Consider the following 16,522-nt stretch of genomic DNA (forward strand, 5'->3'; position numbering starts at 1 on the left):
CCGTGCTGCACTTTGCGAGGCGCTACGCAAGAACGAAAAGTGCCTGTCGAGCGGCGGCAATTCCTGTGTCAGCATGAGAGAAAAACAGGGAGAAGAGATATGGATGTCACCTTACCGCTCTTACCGCGCGAGAAAATGCTCCATTTTGGGATCACTTCGTTGACCGACAGCGAGCTGCTGGCACTTTTTTTACGCACCGGTACGCCTGGGAAAAGTGTGTTCACGCTGGCGGAGGAGCTACTGGCGCATTTCGGCTCACTTTATGGTCTGCTCAACGCGGAGCTGGTGGAATTTAAGCATGTCGAAGGGATTGGCGTGGCGAAATATGCCCAGCTCAAGGGGATTGCGGAGCTGTCGAGGCGCTATCATAGTGTACGTATGCTGGAGGATAACCCTCTGATAAGCCCTGAAATGACGCGGGATTTCTTACAGAGTCAGCTCTCCGATGCCGAGCGCGAGATCTTTATGGTGATCTTTCTGGATAACCAGAACCGGGTGTTAAAACACTGCCCGCTGTTCTCGGGTACATTGGGCCACGTGGAGGTTCATCCGCGAGAAATTGTCCGCGAAGCGATAAAAGTGAATGCAGCCGCCGTGATCCTCGCGCATAATCACCCCTCGGGTTGCGCTAAACCAAGTCAAGCTGACAAAGAGATCACTGAACGTATCATCAAATGCTGTCAATTCATGGACATTCGTGTGCTTGACCATTTAGTTATCGGTCGTGGAGAGTATGTTTCTTTTGCCGAACATGGTTGGATTTAGACCATTTCGCGCGATCCATCGGGATCTTTGTCTGTTCGGGACTTGAGCACATCGTCGAGTCAGCGTATACTACGCCACCTTTGAGAATCTCGGGTTTGGCATTTGGGCCTGGCAATCGAGAGTTCGCTTAGAACCGCGATGACCGGGCTGTAAAGCCTGACGAGGCGCCGATACCCCATACGAAGCTCGAGCTAATTTGATTTTTGGAGAATAGACATGTCCCGAGTCTGCCAAGTTACTGGCAAGCGTCCGGTGACCGGTAACAACCGTTCCCACGCACTGAACGCGACTAAACGCCGTTTCCTGCCGAACCTGCACTCTCACCGTTTCTGGGTTGAGAGCGAGAAGCGTTTTGTCACCCTGCGTGTATCTGCTAAAGGTATGCGTGTTATTGATAAGAAAGGCATCGATACAGTTCTGTCCGAACTGCGTGCCCGTGGCGAAAAGTACTAAGTACTTAACGAGGAAATAAATCATGGCTAAAGGTATTCGTGAGAAAATCAAGCTGGTTTCTTCTGCTGGTACAGGTCACTTCTACACCACCACGAAGAACAAGCGTACTAAGCCGGAAAAACTGGAACTGAAAAAGTTCGATCCAGTTGTCCGTCAGCACGTGCTGTACAAAGAAGCTAAAATCAAATAATTTTAGTTTTCTTTGAAGAAAAACCCCGCAATCGCGGGGTTTTTTGCATTCTGTGTATCTCAAAGGAGGAAACATGCCTGAATTACCTGAGGTAGAGACCAGCCGTCGTGGAATTGAACCCCATCTGGTGGGGGCGACCATTCTGCATGCCGTCGTTCGTAATGGCCGTCTGCGCTGGCCTGTTTCCGATGAGATCCACGCCCTCAGCGACAAGCCTGTGCTCAGCGTGCAGCGTCGCGCCAAGTATCTGCTGCTGGAGCTGCCCGATGGCTGGATCATTATCCACCTGGGAATGTCCGGGAGCCTGCGCATCCTCACTGAAGAGCTGCCTGCCGAAAAACACGACCACGTCGATCTGGTGATGAGTAACGGCAAGGTGCTGCGCTACACCGATCCTCGCCGCTTCGGTGCCTGGCTGTGGACCAAAGAGCTGGAAGGGCATAACGTGCTGGCCCATCTCGGTCCTGAACCGCTCAGCGCGGACTTTAACGCCGAATACCTAAAGGCGAAGTGTGCGAAGAAGAAAACGCCGATCAAACCCTGGCTGATGGATAACAAGCTGGTGGTGGGCGTCGGGAACATTTATGCCAGTGAATCCCTGTTCGCTGCCGGGATCCATCCCGATCGGCTGGCCTCTTCGCTTTCAGACAAAGAGTGTGAGCTGCTGGTGAAAGTGATTAAAGCTGTTCTCCTGCGCTCGATTGAGCAGGGTGGAACTACGCTGAAGGATTTCCTGCAAAGCGACGGGAAACCGGGCTATTTTGCCCAGGAGCTGCAGGTGTATGGCCGAAAAGGGGAGCCGTGCAGAGTGTGCGGGACGCCGATTGTGGCGTCCAAACATGCGCAGCGAGCGACGTTTTACTGCCGCCAGTGCCAGAAGTAAGTTACTTGAGCTTGTCCATCAGCGCCTGATGGACGTTCGCCGGCAGGAAGTGCGTCACATCGCCCCCGTGGCGCGCCACCTCTTTCACCAGCGATGATGAGATAAACGACCACTCTTTCGACGGCATCAGAAACACGCTTTCCAGCTCCGGCATCAGATGGCGGTTCATGTGCGCCAGCTGCATCTCATATTCAAAATCAGCCACGGCGCGCAGCCCACGAATCAGAATGTTGGCTTTTTGCGCGCGGGCAAAATTCGCCATCAGATCGCTAAACCCCACCACTTCCACATTCGGCAGATGTGCGATCGCAGCGGTCGCCAGTGCGACGCGTTCATCCAGATCGAACATCGGCTTTTTACTCGGACTGGCGGCAATCGCCAGAACCACCCGGTCAAACATACTGGCCGCGCGGGTGATGATATCAAGATGACCGTTAGTGATCGGATCGAAGGTACCCGGATAAATCGCTTTTGTGCTCATGGCTCACGCTTTCTCTGAGTAGCCGCGGTTCAGTGCCCACAGCTCGGTATATTTGTTGAAAGTATACTGGGCATTCACCACCGCCAGTAACCAGCCCTGTTTGCCATCCAGAATGCCTGCGCGTAGTACCAGCGTTTTCATAAACGCGCCAAGCGTGTGAGCGAAGATACCGGCAATCGAGGCTTTCTTGCCGCGCTGGTGGCGCTCCTGCGCCCATGCCGTCGCATAGCTGAGCTGTTTGCGCTGGAAGCTGGCAAAGTCCCGGCAGGTAAGATGACGCAAATCGCCTTGCAGGTTTATCACCTCGGCGTTCGCGCAATCCAGGGATTCGTGCACCAGATTGCTGTTGTACTGATAGCGCTCGCGTTCATACAGGCGCATGACGCGGTCGGGATACCAGCCGCTATGGCGCATAAAGCGTCCGAGGAAATAGTTGCGGCGGGCGATGCTATAAACTGCGCCAGGTTTTGGCGAGGCCAGCATTGACTGAAGGGATTGCTGCAATTCCGGCGTCACCCGCTCGTCGGTGTCGATCATCAGCACGTAGTCGCCGGTGGCAAAAGATTGTGCGCGCTGGCGCTGGATGCCGTAGCCCTGCCAGTCCGTGTCGATGAAGACCTTTGCACCCGCGGCGCGGGCGACCTCAAGGGTGTTGTCGCTGCTGCCTGAATCGAGGAGGACAATTTCGTCGGCCCAGGCGACAGAGGCCAGGCAGTCCGGAAGCAGGTCAGCGGCGTTTTTGGCGATCATCACGACCGACAGACGCTTGGACATTAATGGCTCCGCTGAGGCAGATAAGGTTGCAGAAGTTGCAGCAGACGGGTCAGCGCGCCCTGGTTCTGATGCAGCACTTCGACGGCATGACGACCGTACCACAGGCGGTAATCTTCGTCGGTGAGCAGGGTCGAGACCTCTTTCACCACCGAGTCCGCGTCGGTTACGGTAATTAAGCCATCGGCTTGCTGCAATTTAGCGCAGATATCTTTGAAGTTAAATGTGTGCGGGCCCATCAGCACCGGTATGGCGTGTGCGGCCGGCTCCAGCGGGTTGTGACCGCCGCGCTCGACAAGGCTTCCGCCGACGAAGGCCAGATCGGCAATTCCGTACAGCAGCATCAGTTCGCCCATCGTATCGCCAATCACCACCTGGGTGCTGCCGGATGGGATCTCACCGCTGCTGCGCAGGGTGAAGCTAAATCCGCCTTTCTGCACCATTTCACGCGCGTCTTTAAAGCGCTCCGGATGGCGAGGAACGAGGATCAGCAGTAAATCGGGGAATTTCTCCAGCAGCTTGCGATGCGCCTGCAGGATAATCTCTTCCTCGCCGTCGTGGGTGCTGGTAGCAATCCATACCTGGCGGCGCGGAGCCCACTGGCGGCGTAACGTGACGGCGCGGGCGGCGAGTTCTGGCGTGACGGAAATATCAAATTTGAGGCTGCCGGTGACGGCGAGCTGATTGCGTTTCAATCCCAGGGAGATAAAGCGCGCGCCGTCTTCTTCGTTTTGGGCAGCGATCAGCGTGATTTTTGCCAGCAGGCGGCGCATAAAGCTGCCCAGCTTGCCGTAGCCTTTGGCCGAGCGTTCCGACAGGCGGGCGTTGGCGACGACCAGCGGAATTTTACGGGCATGCAGGGCGGAAATCATATTCGGCCACAGTTCGGTTTCCATCACGATCACCAGCTTCGGACGCACGGTGTTGAGGAAACGGTTCATGGCGCAGGGTAAATCGTACGGCAGATAGACGTGATGGACATCTTTACCGAAGGCCGACATGGCGCGTTCGGAGCCGGTCGGCGTCATTGTGGTGACGGTAATCGGCAGCGAAGGATAGCGGTGGCGCAGGGCGCGGACCAACGGGATCGCGGCCAGCGTCTCGCCGACAGAAACGGAATGCAGCAAAATACCGTCCGGGGCGACCTTATTGCGGCAATAGCCATAACGTTCAGCCCAGCGTTTTCGGTACGCAGGCGCTTTACGGCTACGAAGCAGCAGTCGCAGCCACACCAGTGGCTGAATAATATAGAGCAGGGCGGTATACAACAATTCCAAGCGATTATCCGTTTTTGAGTTTCGGCGGGCAAATTCTAAGCATTTAGGCCACGTAAAGCTATCTCTTATGCCAGATACCTTTTGAGGCGGAAGTAGCGACGGCCCAGTCTCCAGCGCAGTCGGAAGGTTTTAGCGTTTTTCCAGATAAGATTCCAGATGCCGGTCTTGAAAAACTCGCTGATTATCATCGATTTTTTCTGCTCATCTTTCATATTATCGAAGGTATGGATAATGCCGAGCCCTTCTTTCGCAATTTGCCAGTAACAGGCCGGGATGTTTTTAACTTTATCCGGATAGCGCTGGTTAATGGCATCCAGCATTTGCAATATCTTCATGTAATGACGAGCGGAACGGATCAGCGTGTCGTCATTGTCGGGCATGTGAGATACCGACGCAGAGTGGATGTAGTAATCGTAAAAACGCTCACTGGTGTACTGGACGCGATCGGCTGCGAGCAGAACTTCCGTGGTCCATGGAATATCCTGATGGCGCAGGCCCGGTTCGAAGCGAAAGCCGTTCTGACGAATAAAATCGTGACGATAGATGTTCAGCCAGGTGACGTGCAGAAACTTGCGCGAATCGAGCGCTTTTTTAAGCCACGCAGGACCGGTCATGACCTCTGTTGACGGCAGTGCATCTTCCGGGAAGATAGGGCGCGACGGCTTTTTATCGTTTTCCCAGACGTAATTCCCGTTACAGGTGGCGACATCCAGATTTTGCGTCACGGCCATATCAAGCAGACGCTGATACATGCCAGGTTTGAAGACATCATCAATGTCCGGGAAAGAGAGGTATTGCCCCGTGGCAACGGCCAGCCCGGAATTACGTGCGATAGAGACGCCCTGATTTTCCTGCTCAATGATCTGCATTTGCGGCAATTGTTCGCGCCACTTTTCAACGATGTGCATTGAGCCATCGGTGGAGCCATCGTTAACAATGATGACTTCCATGCTGTCGATGTTTTGGCTTACGAGGCAGGTGAAGAACTGGTCCAGAAAGGCTTCGCCGTTATAAACGGCCACGACCACGCTTAACAATGGCGCTGAATTTTGCATAAAAAAACCTGATAATTACTGTTTGTCTACCAGCGCAATGTATTGCTGGCATATCGCGTTGATACCAAACGAAGAGATCGTCGCAGTGTTAACGATCGGCGGATTGGCATAAATATCCGCCAGCGTTTTCGCCAGCGATTCGTCATTTAACTCTGAAAGACCGCGAGATAAAGGCCCCGTCAGGATTTCAGCGGGTCCACCTGGGCAGTTGGTACTGACGGGTGGCGTCTGGCAAATAATGGATTCGACAAGCACATTTCCAAAACCTTCGCAGTCTGAGCTTAACACGAGAAGGCGCGCGCCTTTGATCCATGGATAGGGGTTCGCCTCGAAGGGACGGATAATAATCTTGTGTTCGATCCCAAGCTCTGCTGCCAGTTGTTTCAGCTGTTGGATCCGGGTATCCGAGCCATTGCCCATCATCACCAGTGACGCATCGATGTGGCTCAGCGCGTATGCACGCAGCAGGCGATCATGCCTTTTGTGCTCATGAAAACGCCCGACGTGGATGATGTAATCCTTGCCCTGCATATTGAAAGGCGCATCGGCCAGACGCTGTATTTCAGCAATATCAAAGGGATTATGGATGACCGTTTTGCGACGAAGCTGGATGTTCAGTGTGTCAGAAAGATCCCGCAGCACGGCGGCAGAGACAGCGACCACGTTACGGTTTTCGTAGGTATGGCGAATTTTGAGATGTTTAAACCAGCGTGACAGTCCGCTGCGATGACGGAGATACGAAAACGAGAACATACCATGTACGCAGAACCAGACTTTATCGCGGCTAAGCGCGCGACTATGCGACACAATGCGGTCGGTTTTGTGTAAATGGGAGAACACGACGTCAAATTTCCCACGTTGCTCGGCCTGCCTGACTGCGGTGTCTAAAAGCTGAGCCCGACGCGGGATCTCAGTCAGCTTCCGCCACGGTTTAGTGCAGGTATCCTGTATGACCTGAAAATCGATGCCCTCTGGAATAGCGTAATCGCACACTTTTCGCAGGGAGAAAAGTGAGACCTGATGTCCCATTTCTATCAATCCGCTGGAGAGTGTGAGTACCGTTTTTTCGGCCCCTCCACCGGGTAAACCATCAATAATCATAAGGATGCGCATTATTAATCCAGTAATTTTTGATAAAGCGAAACAAGCTGATTTGACAGTTTTTCCGGGGTGGCATCTTTGACGCGTTCACGCGCAGCCATCCCCATATTATTATTCTTTTCCAGAGAAGGGATGGCCACAATCGCCTCCTTCAACCTGCTGATATCAAGAGCATCACAGTAAAAACCATTCTGGCCTTGCGTAATAAATTCCGCTCCGCCACAGCTGTCTGATGTAATGACAGGCAGACCGCAGGCCATCGCTTCAAGAATCACGTTTGGAAAGGGATCATACAGCGTCGGCAGCAGCAAACCATCGGATAGCTGGTAAAAAGGCAGCGTCTCCTTTTGCATTCCTAAAAAACGGATTTGCCCTTCGCAGCCTAACGAGCGTGCGAGGTCGCGGTAACGATGCTCTGCTTTATCCTGCCCTACGACAATCAGCCACGCATCAGTTCCTGCAATGGCGCGAATGGCGCTGGCTAACCCTTTTCGTTCAAACCCGGAACCCACAAAACAGAAAACAACGGCATCCAATGGCAGCCCTAACTTCTGGCGAAGTGCAGCGCGTTGCTGCTCTTCTGCCGGAACGAAGCGGCTGGCATCAATCGAATTATAAATCACATGTATCTTTTTTGCGTCAATATCAAAGTCTTCGACGATCTCACGTTTGATCATTTCCGCATTGCAGATGACGGCTTTAAGCTCCGGAGCCTGGTACATTTCACGTTCGGCGTTCATGACATAGCGGTGATAGCGGTCGTGCATCAGCATCTTCGCACGCCAGCCGGAGAGGATACGTGTGCGCTGAAGCAGCCAGCGGCGATGGACGCCATCCCCCGCGCGGTAGATATCGCAGCCAGGAATTCGCTCGTGGCTCTGCACAATATCAAACTGTTCCTGCTGCCACAGCGCGCGCGCAGCGTTGGCAAAACCGCGTTCACGGCTGATGCGGCCCCATTTGCGCGGATCGCAAATATGAATATGCCAGTCGTCCTGCTTCTCACCCTGCCATTCACGCGTAATGACGTTGAGCTCAAGATTTTGGTTGCTCAGTGCGGTCAGCGCTCTGGAAACAAAGCGTTCTGCCCCGCCGTCGGGGCGATATTTCTGACGCACAATGGCCAGACGATGGTGAGCCATTACAGGTATCTCCTTGCGGCAGCGACCACATCCTCAACGGGTATTGCGTCGAGATAGCGTTCCTGGGTTCGGGTATCAATGGCATCAGGATCGGGAAGCGGACCATAATCGCCCGCCCAAATCACTTCCCCTTTGACCTGCCAGGGGGACCAGAACATTAATTTCGAGGGACCGAAGAGGGCAATACAAGGGGTCTGAAGCGCTGCAGCCATGTGCATTGGCACGGAATCTACGCCGATGAACAGGCGCGCATGATCAATCACTGATGCCAGCTGGCGCAAGGTCAGCTGGCCTGCCAGCGAGACAACGCCCGTTTGCGGTGAGTCGGCGAGAATGCGATCGATCATTGCCAGTTCTTTTTTGTCCGGGCCGGCCGTGAGCACCACCGTGTGCCCATCCTGCTGAAGCGCCGCGATAGTTTGCGCCATTTTTGCTTCGTCCCAGCATTTATAGAACCAGCGCGAAGTGGGTTGAATGACGATGTAGTTATCCCCGACGCCGTTTTGCACCAGTTTTTGCTGAGCCAGATGCCAGTCGTCCACGCTGTAGCTCATGGTGACGGCAGACTGGGGAGTCACGGGCAGGGGTGAAAGGATAGAGAGATTCTGTTCGACGGTGTGCTGCGTTATGTGATTTTCCACAGAGACCAGTTCGCTATGGCATATACGCCAGAAGGCATTGTTACGTTTGTTAAACGCGAACCCGAGGCGAACCGGCGCACCGGTAAAGAGCGTGACGATGGCGCTGCGCCACTGGTCGGCAAGATTAATCACCAGGTGATAGTGCTGCCCCCTCAATGCGCGGAGCAGTTGCCACTCTTTTTGCAGATGTTTGAGTGTTCCTAATTGCTTCCATTTGCGATCGATGCCGTAGATTGTGCCGATAGCAGGATGCGCGCCGAGCATCTCGCGAGTCTCCTCATAGAGAAGAACGTCAATCTGGGCATCAGGCCATTTTTGACGTAAAGAACCAATGACCGGCGTGGTCAACAGCATGTCGCCATGATGACGAAGTTTAATGAGTAAAATGCGTAATTTCGGCGTATTGAGAATGTTATTCATCATCATCTTATCGGAGGCAATCTGTTCACAATTCTAATAGACTTACTATTGACTTGCACTCTTTCTACATAATGTCCGTAATTTACTGTCAAGTGTTTACTCCTCCTTGCGGGAGTGCGTAACATAGCGACAACTTCACGTCTTACGGGCTCATTATGAAAAAACCAGCGTTTATCATTACGATCGATACAGAAGGCGATAATCTCTGGCAAAACCATCGTGAAATCAAAACCGAAAACGCCCACTATCTGGCACGTTTTCAGGCCCTTTGCGAGCGTTTTGGTTTTAAACCCGTCTGGTTAACCAACTATGAGATGGCGGTTGATCCCGTGTTTATTGCGTTCGCGAAAGAGGTGATCGCGCGGGGGCAGGGCGAAGTGGGCATGCATCTCCACGCCTGGAACAGCCCACCTGAACACGATCTGACCGGCGATGACTGGCGCTGGCAGCCCTATTTGATTGAGTATTCTGAAGAGGTAATGCGGGAAAAAGTGCTATTCATGACCCGCCTACTGGAAGAGACGTTCCAGACCAAAATGCTGAGCCATCGTGCAGGGCGTTGGGCGTTTGACAGCCGTTACGCGAAATTGCTTATTGAACTGGGTTATCAGGTGGATTGCTCAGTGACTCCACGTGTCAACTGGCGCAATGCCAAAGGTGCGCCGCAAGGTAATGGCGGAACGGACTATCAGCATTTCCCCGATCGCGCCTATTTCATCGACACAGATGATATTTCCCGGCCTGGCGATAGCCCACTCCTCGAAGTCCCGATGAGCATTCAGTACAAACATCCTGGCTGGCTCAATGCGGTAAAACAGAGCTATGACCGACTGCGCGGCAAGTACCGGTCCCCATCGGTCAACTGGCTGCGACCGTCCGGCGGCAATGCATCGGAGATGATTCAGGTGGCGCAGCAGACGCTATCTCAGGGCAATGACTATGTGGAATTTATGCTTCATTCGTCAGAATTTATGCCAGGCGGGAGCCCGACGTTCAAAGACGAAGCTGCAATTGAAGGACTGTATCAGGATCTGGAGCAGCTATTTGTCTGGCTGTCGGATAAAACGGTGGGGATGACGCTGGCGGAATTTTACCAGCATAAAAAAAGCGCCGAGTGATCGGCGCGTTAAGATTATTTTTGAATCGCGGTTTTCACCGGAGTACTGAATACGATGGCCAGTGGGATCCAGAATAGCACCCAATATTCTCGAGGATTGCTGATCACAAACATTCCCTGAGTGGCGTAGAACATCACTGCGAAAATAAGGATGGCAATTTCAACCTTATGGTTCGCCGCCAGATGACGAAGACACTGCCTGAAGGCATATCCGATCATCGCCAGTAAAAACACCAGGCCCACGACACCCCCCTTCAGGAAGGCAGCAAAATAAAGGCTATGCGTTGTGGTAATCGGTTGGCCATATCCGTTGACGAACGAAAGTTGTTTATTAAAGCCCCAACCGAAAATGACTTTTTCTTTCGCCACTTCAAACGCGTTTTGCCAGATGCCTAAACGCACCGAACCGGCTTGAGATCCCGCTTCAATGCGTCTTATCAGGACATCCAGGAACCCGCTGTAATAGAGACCGACGCCGATAATCGCGATAAGAACGATCGACCATAAAACATACTTCGCGTTCCATTTTGGCTTGCATAATAGAACGACAACTGACGCAACGATCAGTGATAACAGCGGGCCGCGGCTTTGAGTGAGCAGTAACCCAATAATCAGCACTGGAACCGGGAGGTAATAAAGTACGTTATGTGTTTCACGTACCATGATAGCACTGAGTAATATTCCCAGCGCCATATAACCCCCAAGGTCAATTACATTATCCGGGGCATAGGGGAATGCATCCCCTAAACGGTTCCAGAGCATCCTGGATTTGTCGACATACAACAGCGTCAGGATGGTCAGTGTCACGATACCGAAATAGGCCGCGCCAATTATATATTTTTTCTTATTTTCAATTTCACACTGGCGATATAAACACAGGAAGATGAAAATGTAAAATGAATGACTTAACGCTGAACTCAGATGTGATGTTTCATTCCATAAGTTCGAGAAAGAGAAATAGAGCATGAACGCCACAGCTATTCCCAGTGCAGGCAAAAACTCTTTATCTCTCAAAAAACGCTCTCGCACATCTTTAGCGATAGTCATGGTGATGATGAAAAGCGCCAGCGAAATATGGAAGAGTACGTTAACGCGAGAAACGCCGCAAAAGACCAGGCTCAGGAACATAAATAACGCAAAAGGATAAAGCGTAATCCGTTGTAACTTACTTGAAAACATCAGTAAAATCCTTTCTGGGGAAAACAGAAGAAGGTATAGCGCTTTGAGTCGATAAATTAACGACATCAATATGTTCTTTTGAAAATAGTTCACTGGCTAAGGCCATTGCCGGGATGACGATATCCTGCACTTTTTTATCCAGGAATGAAGGTGCCATGGTTTCCGTATTTTCGTAAAATCGCGGCTGAGAGAAGTTTTTCATATCCAGGCCGGCGATATAGATTTTTGAGAAACCCATAAAATAGATAACCTGCAGCGCCCAGTACACCACTGTTCCGGCATCCACGACACCCTGGCGGATATCACGACTAAAGGCCGTATTAGGGTTCACAGGAGAGAAAATGAGCGGCTTCTTATTATCAGCACCTGCACGAAGTTCATTAATTTTTATCGACGGCTTATAGGTTTCGTAGCAAATGTCCTCGATAATCGCAATCTTACATTGAATATTCTCATATGAAAATTGCTTAATGAGCTTCACGATACCCATCACGGTAGTGAAAAGCGTGATATTTTTACATTCAACCACGCTTTTCATCAACGCTGTTTGTTGGTCAATAAACGTCATATCGACGACAAAATAAAAGCGAAAGTTGAGCTCTTCATTCAAATGCCAGGCACCATTGACACCCGCGGTGATGACCGATGAGGGTAGTGTGCTGAAATCAATCTCTTTAATGGATGGCCCTGTGGCTGAAATCAAGATTTCACCCGAGTACTTTTTATTCAGGGAACTTAATGATACCAGCTCAATCTTCCGATCCCGCCATGTAAGGTCGGTAATTTCATTGTGCTCATTACGTTTGATCTTCACAAATGGCCAAAGGTTTTCATTATGCCGCATATTTCTTTTATGCGTGTAACGATAGATTTGCTTGGTCAACGTGCCCATGTTAAGCCTTAAGGGATTTGTTATTATTTTTAACCGAGATAAGGAAGGTTGAGATGTTATTTAAATTATCATCTGAAACATGAAATAATTCTTCCTTTGGCTGACTGAAGTAATAACGTGTCTCGAAAACGTAGGAACTGATGTTTTCATCTTGCCCAACCAGCAGCACGTTCCCAAGCGGACGCTGCTCATAGTGACAGCATGGGCCAAACAGCATGACAACAGGAACGTCTACCGCGTCCGCGATATAAATATTGCCCGAATCAGAGGCGATGTAACAATCCATCTTTGAAATTGCCCAGGGTAATTCTTCAAGTGAAATCTTGCCGATCAAATTCACAAAGTTTGGAATCTCCCCGTAGATACGGGTGATATCGTCCATCCATGGCTGTTCGTTTGGCGCGCCGAAAACATAAAAAACGCAGGGCAATGGAGCCAGATGGTCGACAATGCGCTTCCAGATCGCAGGGGGGACCGTCTTGGCTTTGTTGCCCGCTGAAATACTGATGCCGATACGAATGACGTCAGGCTTATCGAGAATCTCGGGCCAGGAGGTCGGCCTGAACAGAGGACGAGTCGCGTGCTTTGGCGAGTCTTGCCAGGAGAGAGAACGATCGGCAAGCTGAAGATAGTTGGTCACCGACAGCGTTTTTTTGCCGTGATCAACAATGCCATCGGCCGTGTCGTAGAAAATCCCGTGATACCATCTGCGCGTATAGGTGCTTAAAAATTGTTTATTTTTGGCATTACACGCGGCTGCGAAAAACAGATTTACGCTGTTAGGTTGCAGCAGATAAACATTGTCGTAGCGATTCATGATCAAGCAAGCAAAACGCAGCTTACGCCATAAGCTGCGTTTATGTTGTTCGATGAAAAAGATCTCTTCGATAGTGTCGTCATGCTTCGCCAGCGCGTTAACGCTGCGACTGATCAGCACATCGCTTTTTTGCAGATACGCCAGCAAAGGCGTCGCATTGATAAAGTCACCGATTTTGGCTGTCTGGATAACCAGGTTTTTACCTGAATCCTTGCGAAACAGCTTCCGGATGATCTTCACCGGAAAAAGTAAAATCAGCAGAAATACATAACTCATGGGTTAGATATCCCTGTCGGAAAGCTCTTGGCTGCCCTGTAAGAATGAAAAAATCTCATCTGCGGTAATGTCTCCCATCCGCTTCGTCGGGCTAACCCTCTGATGCTGGTTTCTACCATAACCCCCAATCAAACCCGGATCGGTAGGCCCGAAAAGTGTGATGTTAGGGCGATCCAGCGCCGCCGTTAAATGGCTCAGTCCTGTATCGACAGACACGACAGCGGTCGCACCTGCCAGCTCTGCAGCGACTTGCGCCAGCGTAAGTTTTGGCAGTACTTCAACGTGTGAAAAACCAGCCGCTAAACGCTCCGCACGTTGGCGTTCATGTTCTGCGCCCCAGGGGAGTTTAATATGGATACCTGAAGGTTGCATTAGTTCAATGAGTCTTCGCCAGTTTGATTCCGGCCAGTGCTTTTCATCCCGCGTTGTTGCATGCAGGAAGATGAAATAAGGCTGTTCAGGCGGCGTCGAGTTCTCAAGGAAATGCTGCGCAATGGCATAGTCTCCTTGTGCCTCAGGTTTCGCATAGCCAAGACTTTTCGCAAACAGCTCACGAGTGCGTTCCACTGCGTGCTGCTGTTTAGCAATGGCATGACGACGGTTGTAGAACAGGCTCGCCAGGGGTTCGCGGGCGCTGTGCCAGTCCATACCGTGCTTGACGCCGTGCGCCAGGCGCGTGACCAGCGCGGCGCTTTTGACCAGTCCCTGGGCGTCGATTATCGCATCGTAGTGCTGTGCCTGAACCGCCTCGCGAAAGGCTTTGCGCTCGGCTTTGATCGGCGCGGAAAACCAGGCTTTGCGCCAGCGGCGAATCGCAACCGGTATCACGCGGTCTACCGCTTCATGCCAGGTGGGGATTTGCGCGAAGCCCTCTTCCACCACCCAGTCAAAACGAATGCCGGGGATGGCGCGCATTGCATCCGTCAGGGACGGCAGCGTGTGCAGGACATCGCCCATCGAAGAGGTTTTTACGATCAAGACCCGCATTCGTTATCCTTCATCGTTCAACAGTAGATCGTTGAGTTCATCGAGGACACGCTGCGGCGTAATGTCGATCAGACTCTGATGATAGCCTTCCGCCGCATCGCCTTTGCGGACTTTGTGATACCCGGTAATCAAACGAATCACGCGCGCTTTATGGGACAGCGGCGGCGTGAAGTCCGGGCTGCTTGGGCCATAGAGCGCGACCAGCGGACGGTTCAGCGCAGCGGCGACGTGCATCAGGCCGGAATCGTTAGTGACGACCGCTTTACAGGCTGCCAGCAGAATCACCGCCTGCTCCAGCTGGGTTTCACCGGCCAGATTGCGGCACCATGCCTGCTGTTCGTTGCTCAGCGCGGCGAGGATTTCATTGCCCGCTTCATGATCTTTCGCCGAACCGAAGAGTACAACCTGATAGCCTTCGTCGATCAGCTGCTTTGCTAGCTCGGCGTAGTGATAGTGCGGCCAGCGCTTTGCCGGACCGAACTCTGCGCCAGGGCAGAAGCCGATCATCGGGCGCTCAGCCGAAAGACCAAACGCGTTACAGGTCTGCGATTTTTCGCCGTCATGCACCTGCAGCTGCGGCCACAGCAGCGGCTGCGGCAGATCTTTCGCCGAAAGCATCACGCCTTTGTCGTACGCCAGGGCCACGTAACGCTCGACCATTAACGGCCAGGCGGCTTTATCCAGCACGCGCGCATCGTTGAGCAGACCGTAGCGCATCTCGCCACGCCAGCCGGTGCGGTGCGGCACGCCAGCAAAGAACGGCACTAAGGCAGATTTAAAGGAGTTCGGCAGGACATACGCGCGATCGTAGCGTTTCTCGCGCAGACTATGCCCGAGCTTGCGGCGTTCGCCAATTTCCAGCGCCCCGTGGCCAAGCGGCATTGGGATCGCTTCGTTGACTTCCGGCATGCGCGACAACAGCGGACGGCACCACGCGGGTGCCATCACGTCGATTATCGCCTGGGGATAGCGCGCCCTGAGCGTGCGATAGAGACTTTGCGACATCATCATGTCGCCCACCCATGACGGGCCAATCACCAGTATTTTCATCTTAATGTCTTACGCGTCGCGGTTCAGCCAGGCCATATATTCCGTCACGCCTTCGGCAACGGTCTTAAACGGCTTGTCGTAGCCCGCAGCACGCAGGTTAGTCAGATCTGCCTGGGTGAATGCCTGGTAGCGACCTTTCAGTTTTTCCGGGAACGGAATGTACTCAAGGCTGCCTTTTTGATGGTAAGCCAGCGCTGCATCGGCCACGGCCTGGAAGGATTCCGCGCGACCGGTGCCGAGGTTGAAGATGCCGGAGACACCGTTTTCCCAGAACCACAGGTTCACAGCCGCCACATCGCCCACGTAGACGAAATCGCGTTTGAAGCCATCGCTGCCTTCGAACAGTTTCGGGCTTTCGCCGTTGTTCAGTTGGGTGTTCAGGTGGAATGCTACGCTCGCCATACTGCCTTTGTGGCCTTCGCGCGGTCCGTAGACGTTGAAGTAGCGGAAGCCGACGATCTGGGAATTCGCTTCTGGCAGAATCTGACGCACGTATTCGTCGAACAGGAATTTGGAGTAACCGTATACGTTCAGCGGCTGCTCGTATTCGCGCGATTCAATAAAGTCAGAGGTACGGCCGCCGTAGGTCGCCGCAGAAGAGGCGTACAGGAACGGAATGTCACGCTCCAGGCAGTAGTGCAGAACCTCTTTAGAGTACTGATAGTTGTTATCCATCATGTACTTGCCGTCCCACTCGGTGGTGGAAGAGCAGGCGCCTTCGTGGAAGATGGCTTCGATCTCGCCGAACTCTTCACCTGCCATAATCTGGATAAGGAAATCTTCTTTATCCATGTAGTCAGCAATGTTCAGATCGACCAGGTTCACAAACTTGGTGCCGTCTTTCAGGTTGTCGACAACCAGAATGTCGGTGATGCCTTTGTCATTCAGGGCCTTGATAATATTGCTGCCGATAAAGCCCGCGCCGCCGGTAACGATGATCATAACAGTAACCTTTGTAGTGTGGCGTCCGGGGACGATCCCGAACACGAATACTCATATCATATCATTAGTATGGCGACCCTTCA

General features: G+C 52.3%; 18 protein-coding genes. 5 read left to right on the top strand and 13 right to left on the bottom strand.

The window, feature by feature from the left end; all coding sequences use genetic code 11:
- The first annotated feature begins 99 nt into the window (after nucleotides 1-99).
- The 4 genes from radC (at nucleotide 100) to mutM (ending at nucleotide 2,291) form a co-directional block, all read left to right on the top strand.
- A complete protein-coding gene (gene radC / locus AC3WS9_RS00580) occupies nucleotides 100-765 on the top strand; it encodes a RadC family protein (RefSeq protein ID WP_282492055.1) in 666 nt (221 codons plus the stop codon).
- Nucleotides 766-981: 216 nt separating this feature from the next.
- Nucleotides 982-1,218, top strand: coding sequence for a 50S ribosomal protein L28 (rpmB, locus tag AC3WS9_RS00585; RefSeq protein WP_002436699.1), 237 nt, complete (start codon nucleotides 982-984; stop codon nucleotides 1,216-1,218).
- 22 nt (nucleotides 1,219-1,240) lie between these two features.
- On the top strand, nucleotides 1,241-1,408 hold the full coding sequence (gene rpmG, locus AC3WS9_RS00590; protein ID WP_003024094.1) for a 50S ribosomal protein L33: 168 nt from the start codon (nucleotides 1,241-1,243) through the stop codon (nucleotides 1,406-1,408).
- A 73-nt stretch (nucleotides 1,409-1,481) separates the two neighbouring features.
- Nucleotides 1,482-2,291 carry a bifunctional DNA-formamidopyrimidine glycosylase/DNA-(apurinic or apyrimidinic site) lyase gene (gene mutM / locus AC3WS9_RS00595; RefSeq protein ID WP_285146219.1) on the top strand — a complete coding sequence of 270 codons (810 nt, stop codon included), beginning with the start codon at nucleotides 1,482-1,484 and terminating at the stop codon, nucleotides 2,289-2,291.
- Between the two features lies 1 nt (nucleotide 2,292).
- Here the strand turns inward: mutM and coaD are convergent, their stop codons facing one another.
- From coaD to rfaQ, 7 genes are all read right to left on the bottom strand, one after another.
- A complete protein-coding gene (coaD, locus tag AC3WS9_RS00600) occupies nucleotides 2,293-2,772 on the bottom strand; it encodes a pantetheine-phosphate adenylyltransferase (protein WP_282492053.1) in 480 nt (159 codons plus the stop codon).
- Nucleotides 2,773-2,775: 3 nt separating this feature from the next.
- Nucleotides 2,776-3,546 (bottom strand): glycosyltransferase family 2 protein, encoded by a 771-nt coding sequence (locus AC3WS9_RS00605; protein WP_492486148.1) that lies wholly within the window; start codon nucleotides 3,544-3,546, stop codon nucleotides 2,776-2,778.
- Complete coding sequence (waaA, locus tag AC3WS9_RS00610; RefSeq protein WP_282492051.1) at nucleotides 3,546-4,820, bottom strand: lipid IV(A) 3-deoxy-D-manno-octulosonic acid transferase; 1,275 nt, start codon at nucleotides 4,818-4,820, stop codon at nucleotides 3,546-3,548. Before waaA ends, AC3WS9_RS00605 begins: the two co-directional genes overlap by 1 nt.
- Nucleotides 4,821-4,885: 65 nt before the next feature.
- On the bottom strand, nucleotides 4,886-5,875 hold the full coding sequence (locus tag AC3WS9_RS00615; RefSeq protein WP_492486151.1) for a glycosyltransferase: 990 nt from the start codon (nucleotides 5,873-5,875) through the stop codon (nucleotides 4,886-4,888).
- 15 nt (nucleotides 5,876-5,890) lie between these two features.
- Nucleotides 5,891-6,988 (bottom strand): glycosyltransferase, encoded by a 1,098-nt coding sequence (locus AC3WS9_RS00620; protein WP_492486153.1) that lies wholly within the window; start codon nucleotides 6,986-6,988, stop codon nucleotides 5,891-5,893.
- A 2-nt stretch (nucleotides 6,989-6,990) separates the two neighbouring features.
- Nucleotides 6,991-8,118 carry a glycosyltransferase family 4 protein gene (locus AC3WS9_RS00625; RefSeq protein WP_492486155.1) on the bottom strand — a complete coding sequence of 376 codons (1,128 nt, stop codon included), beginning with the start codon at nucleotides 8,116-8,118 and terminating at the stop codon, nucleotides 6,991-6,993.
- Nucleotides 8,118-9,185 carry a putative lipopolysaccharide heptosyltransferase III gene (gene rfaQ / locus AC3WS9_RS00630; RefSeq protein WP_492486157.1) on the bottom strand — a complete coding sequence of 356 codons (1,068 nt, stop codon included), beginning with the start codon at nucleotides 9,183-9,185 and terminating at the stop codon, nucleotides 8,118-8,120. The genes AC3WS9_RS00625 and rfaQ overlap by 1 nt, the downstream gene beginning before the upstream one ends.
- Nucleotides 9,186-9,334: 149 nt before the next feature.
- Here rfaQ and AC3WS9_RS00635 point away from each other — a divergent pair, with 149 nt between their 5' ends.
- Nucleotides 9,335-10,297, top strand: a complete 963-nt coding sequence (locus AC3WS9_RS00635) for a polysaccharide deacetylase family protein (RefSeq protein ID WP_492486159.1) — start codon at nucleotides 9,335-9,337, stop codon at nucleotides 10,295-10,297.
- A gap of 14 nt (nucleotides 10,298-10,311) precedes the next feature.
- Here AC3WS9_RS00635 and AC3WS9_RS00640 read toward each other — a convergent pair whose 3' ends face one another.
- The 6 genes from AC3WS9_RS00640 to rfaD are packed head-to-tail and all read right to left on the bottom strand — an operon-like array spanning nucleotide 10,312 to nucleotide 16,439.
- The gene (locus tag AC3WS9_RS00640) at nucleotides 10,312-11,475 is read right to left on the bottom strand and encodes an O-antigen ligase family protein (protein WP_492486161.1); all 1,164 of its coding nucleotides are present in this window, start codon (nucleotides 11,473-11,475) and stop codon (nucleotides 10,312-10,314) included.
- Nucleotides 11,462-12,367 (bottom strand): WaaZ-like lipopolysaccharide core biosynthesis protein, encoded by a 906-nt coding sequence (locus tag AC3WS9_RS00645; RefSeq protein ID WP_492486163.1) that lies wholly within the window; start codon nucleotides 12,365-12,367, stop codon nucleotides 11,462-11,464. Before AC3WS9_RS00645 ends, AC3WS9_RS00640 begins: the two co-directional genes overlap by 14 nt.
- Nucleotide 12,368: 1 nt before the next feature.
- Nucleotides 12,369-13,460 carry a glycosyltransferase family 9 protein gene (locus tag AC3WS9_RS00650; protein ID WP_492486165.1) on the bottom strand — a complete coding sequence of 364 codons (1,092 nt, stop codon included), beginning with the start codon at nucleotides 13,458-13,460 and terminating at the stop codon, nucleotides 12,369-12,371.
- Between the two features lie 3 nt (nucleotides 13,461-13,463).
- A complete protein-coding gene (rfaC, locus tag AC3WS9_RS00655; protein WP_492486167.1) occupies nucleotides 13,464-14,447 on the bottom strand; it encodes a lipopolysaccharide heptosyltransferase RfaC in 984 nt (327 codons plus the stop codon).
- 3 nt (nucleotides 14,448-14,450) lie between these two features.
- The gene (rfaF, locus tag AC3WS9_RS00660; RefSeq protein ID WP_492486169.1) at nucleotides 14,451-15,497 is read right to left on the bottom strand and encodes an ADP-heptose--LPS heptosyltransferase RfaF; all 1,047 of its coding nucleotides are present in this window, start codon (nucleotides 15,495-15,497) and stop codon (nucleotides 14,451-14,453) included.
- Between the two features lie 9 nt (nucleotides 15,498-15,506).
- On the bottom strand, nucleotides 15,507-16,439 hold the full coding sequence (rfaD, locus tag AC3WS9_RS00665; protein ID WP_285146205.1) for an ADP-glyceromanno-heptose 6-epimerase: 933 nt from the start codon (nucleotides 16,437-16,439) through the stop codon (nucleotides 15,507-15,509).
- Nucleotides 16,440-16,522: the final 83 nt, after the last annotated feature.

The sequence above is a fragment of the Lelliottia sp. EB106-05-01-XG201 genome (assembly GCF_058791735.1).

What these genes read in the sequence shown, in the direction of transcription:
- radC (WP_282492055.1), top strand. Translation starts at nt 100, where the DNA reads ATGGATGTCACCTTACCGCTCTTACCGCGCGAGAAAATGCTCCATTTT.
- rpmB (WP_002436699.1), top strand. Translation starts at nt 982, where the DNA reads ATGTCCCGAGTCTGCCAAGTTACTGGCAAGCGTCCGGTGACCGGTAAC.
- rpmG (WP_003024094.1), top strand. Translation starts at nt 1,241, where the DNA reads ATGGCTAAAGGTATTCGTGAGAAAATCAAGCTGGTTTCTTCTGCTGGT.
- mutM (WP_285146219.1), top strand. Translation starts at nt 1,482, where the DNA reads ATGCCTGAATTACCTGAGGTAGAGACCAGCCGTCGTGGAATTGAACCC.
- coaD (WP_282492053.1), bottom strand. Translation starts at nt 2,772, where the DNA reads ATGAGCACAAAAGCGATTTATCCGGGTACCTTCGATCCGATCACTAAC.
- AC3WS9_RS00605 (WP_492486148.1), bottom strand. Translation starts at nt 3,546, where the DNA reads ATGTCCAAGCGTCTGTCGGTCGTGATGATCGCCAAAAACGCCGCTGAC.
- AC3WS9_RS00615 (WP_492486151.1), bottom strand. Translation starts at nt 5,875, where the DNA reads ATGCAAAATTCAGCGCCATTGTTAAGCGTGGTCGTGGCCGTTTATAAC.
- AC3WS9_RS00620 (WP_492486153.1), bottom strand. Translation starts at nt 6,988, where the DNA reads ATGCGCATCCTTATGATTATTGATGGTTTACCCGGTGGAGGGGCCGAA.
- AC3WS9_RS00625 (WP_492486155.1), bottom strand. Translation starts at nt 8,118, where the DNA reads ATGGCTCACCATCGTCTGGCCATTGTGCGTCAGAAATATCGCCCCGAC.
- rfaQ (WP_492486157.1), bottom strand. Translation starts at nt 9,185, where the DNA reads ATGATGATGAATAACATTCTCAATACGCCGAAATTACGCATTTTACTC.
- AC3WS9_RS00635 (WP_492486159.1), top strand. Translation starts at nt 9,335, where the DNA reads ATGAAAAAACCAGCGTTTATCATTACGATCGATACAGAAGGCGATAAT.
- AC3WS9_RS00640 (WP_492486161.1), bottom strand. Translation starts at nt 11,475, where the DNA reads ATGTTTTCAAGTAAGTTACAACGGATTACGCTTTATCCTTTTGCGTTA.
- AC3WS9_RS00645 (WP_492486163.1), bottom strand. Translation starts at nt 12,367, where the DNA reads ATGGGCACGTTGACCAAGCAAATCTATCGTTACACGCATAAAAGAAAT.
- AC3WS9_RS00650 (WP_492486165.1), bottom strand. Translation starts at nt 13,460, where the DNA reads ATGAGTTATGTATTTCTGCTGATTTTACTTTTTCCGGTGAAGATCATC.
- rfaC (WP_492486167.1), bottom strand. Translation starts at nt 14,447, where the DNA reads ATGCGGGTCTTGATCGTAAAAACCTCTTCGATGGGCGATGTCCTGCAC.
- rfaF (WP_492486169.1), bottom strand. Translation starts at nt 15,497, where the DNA reads ATGAAAATACTGGTGATTGGCCCGTCATGGGTGGGCGACATGATGATG.
- rfaD (WP_285146205.1), bottom strand. Translation starts at nt 16,439, where the DNA reads ATGATCATCGTTACCGGCGGCGCGGGCTTTATCGGCAGCAATATTATC.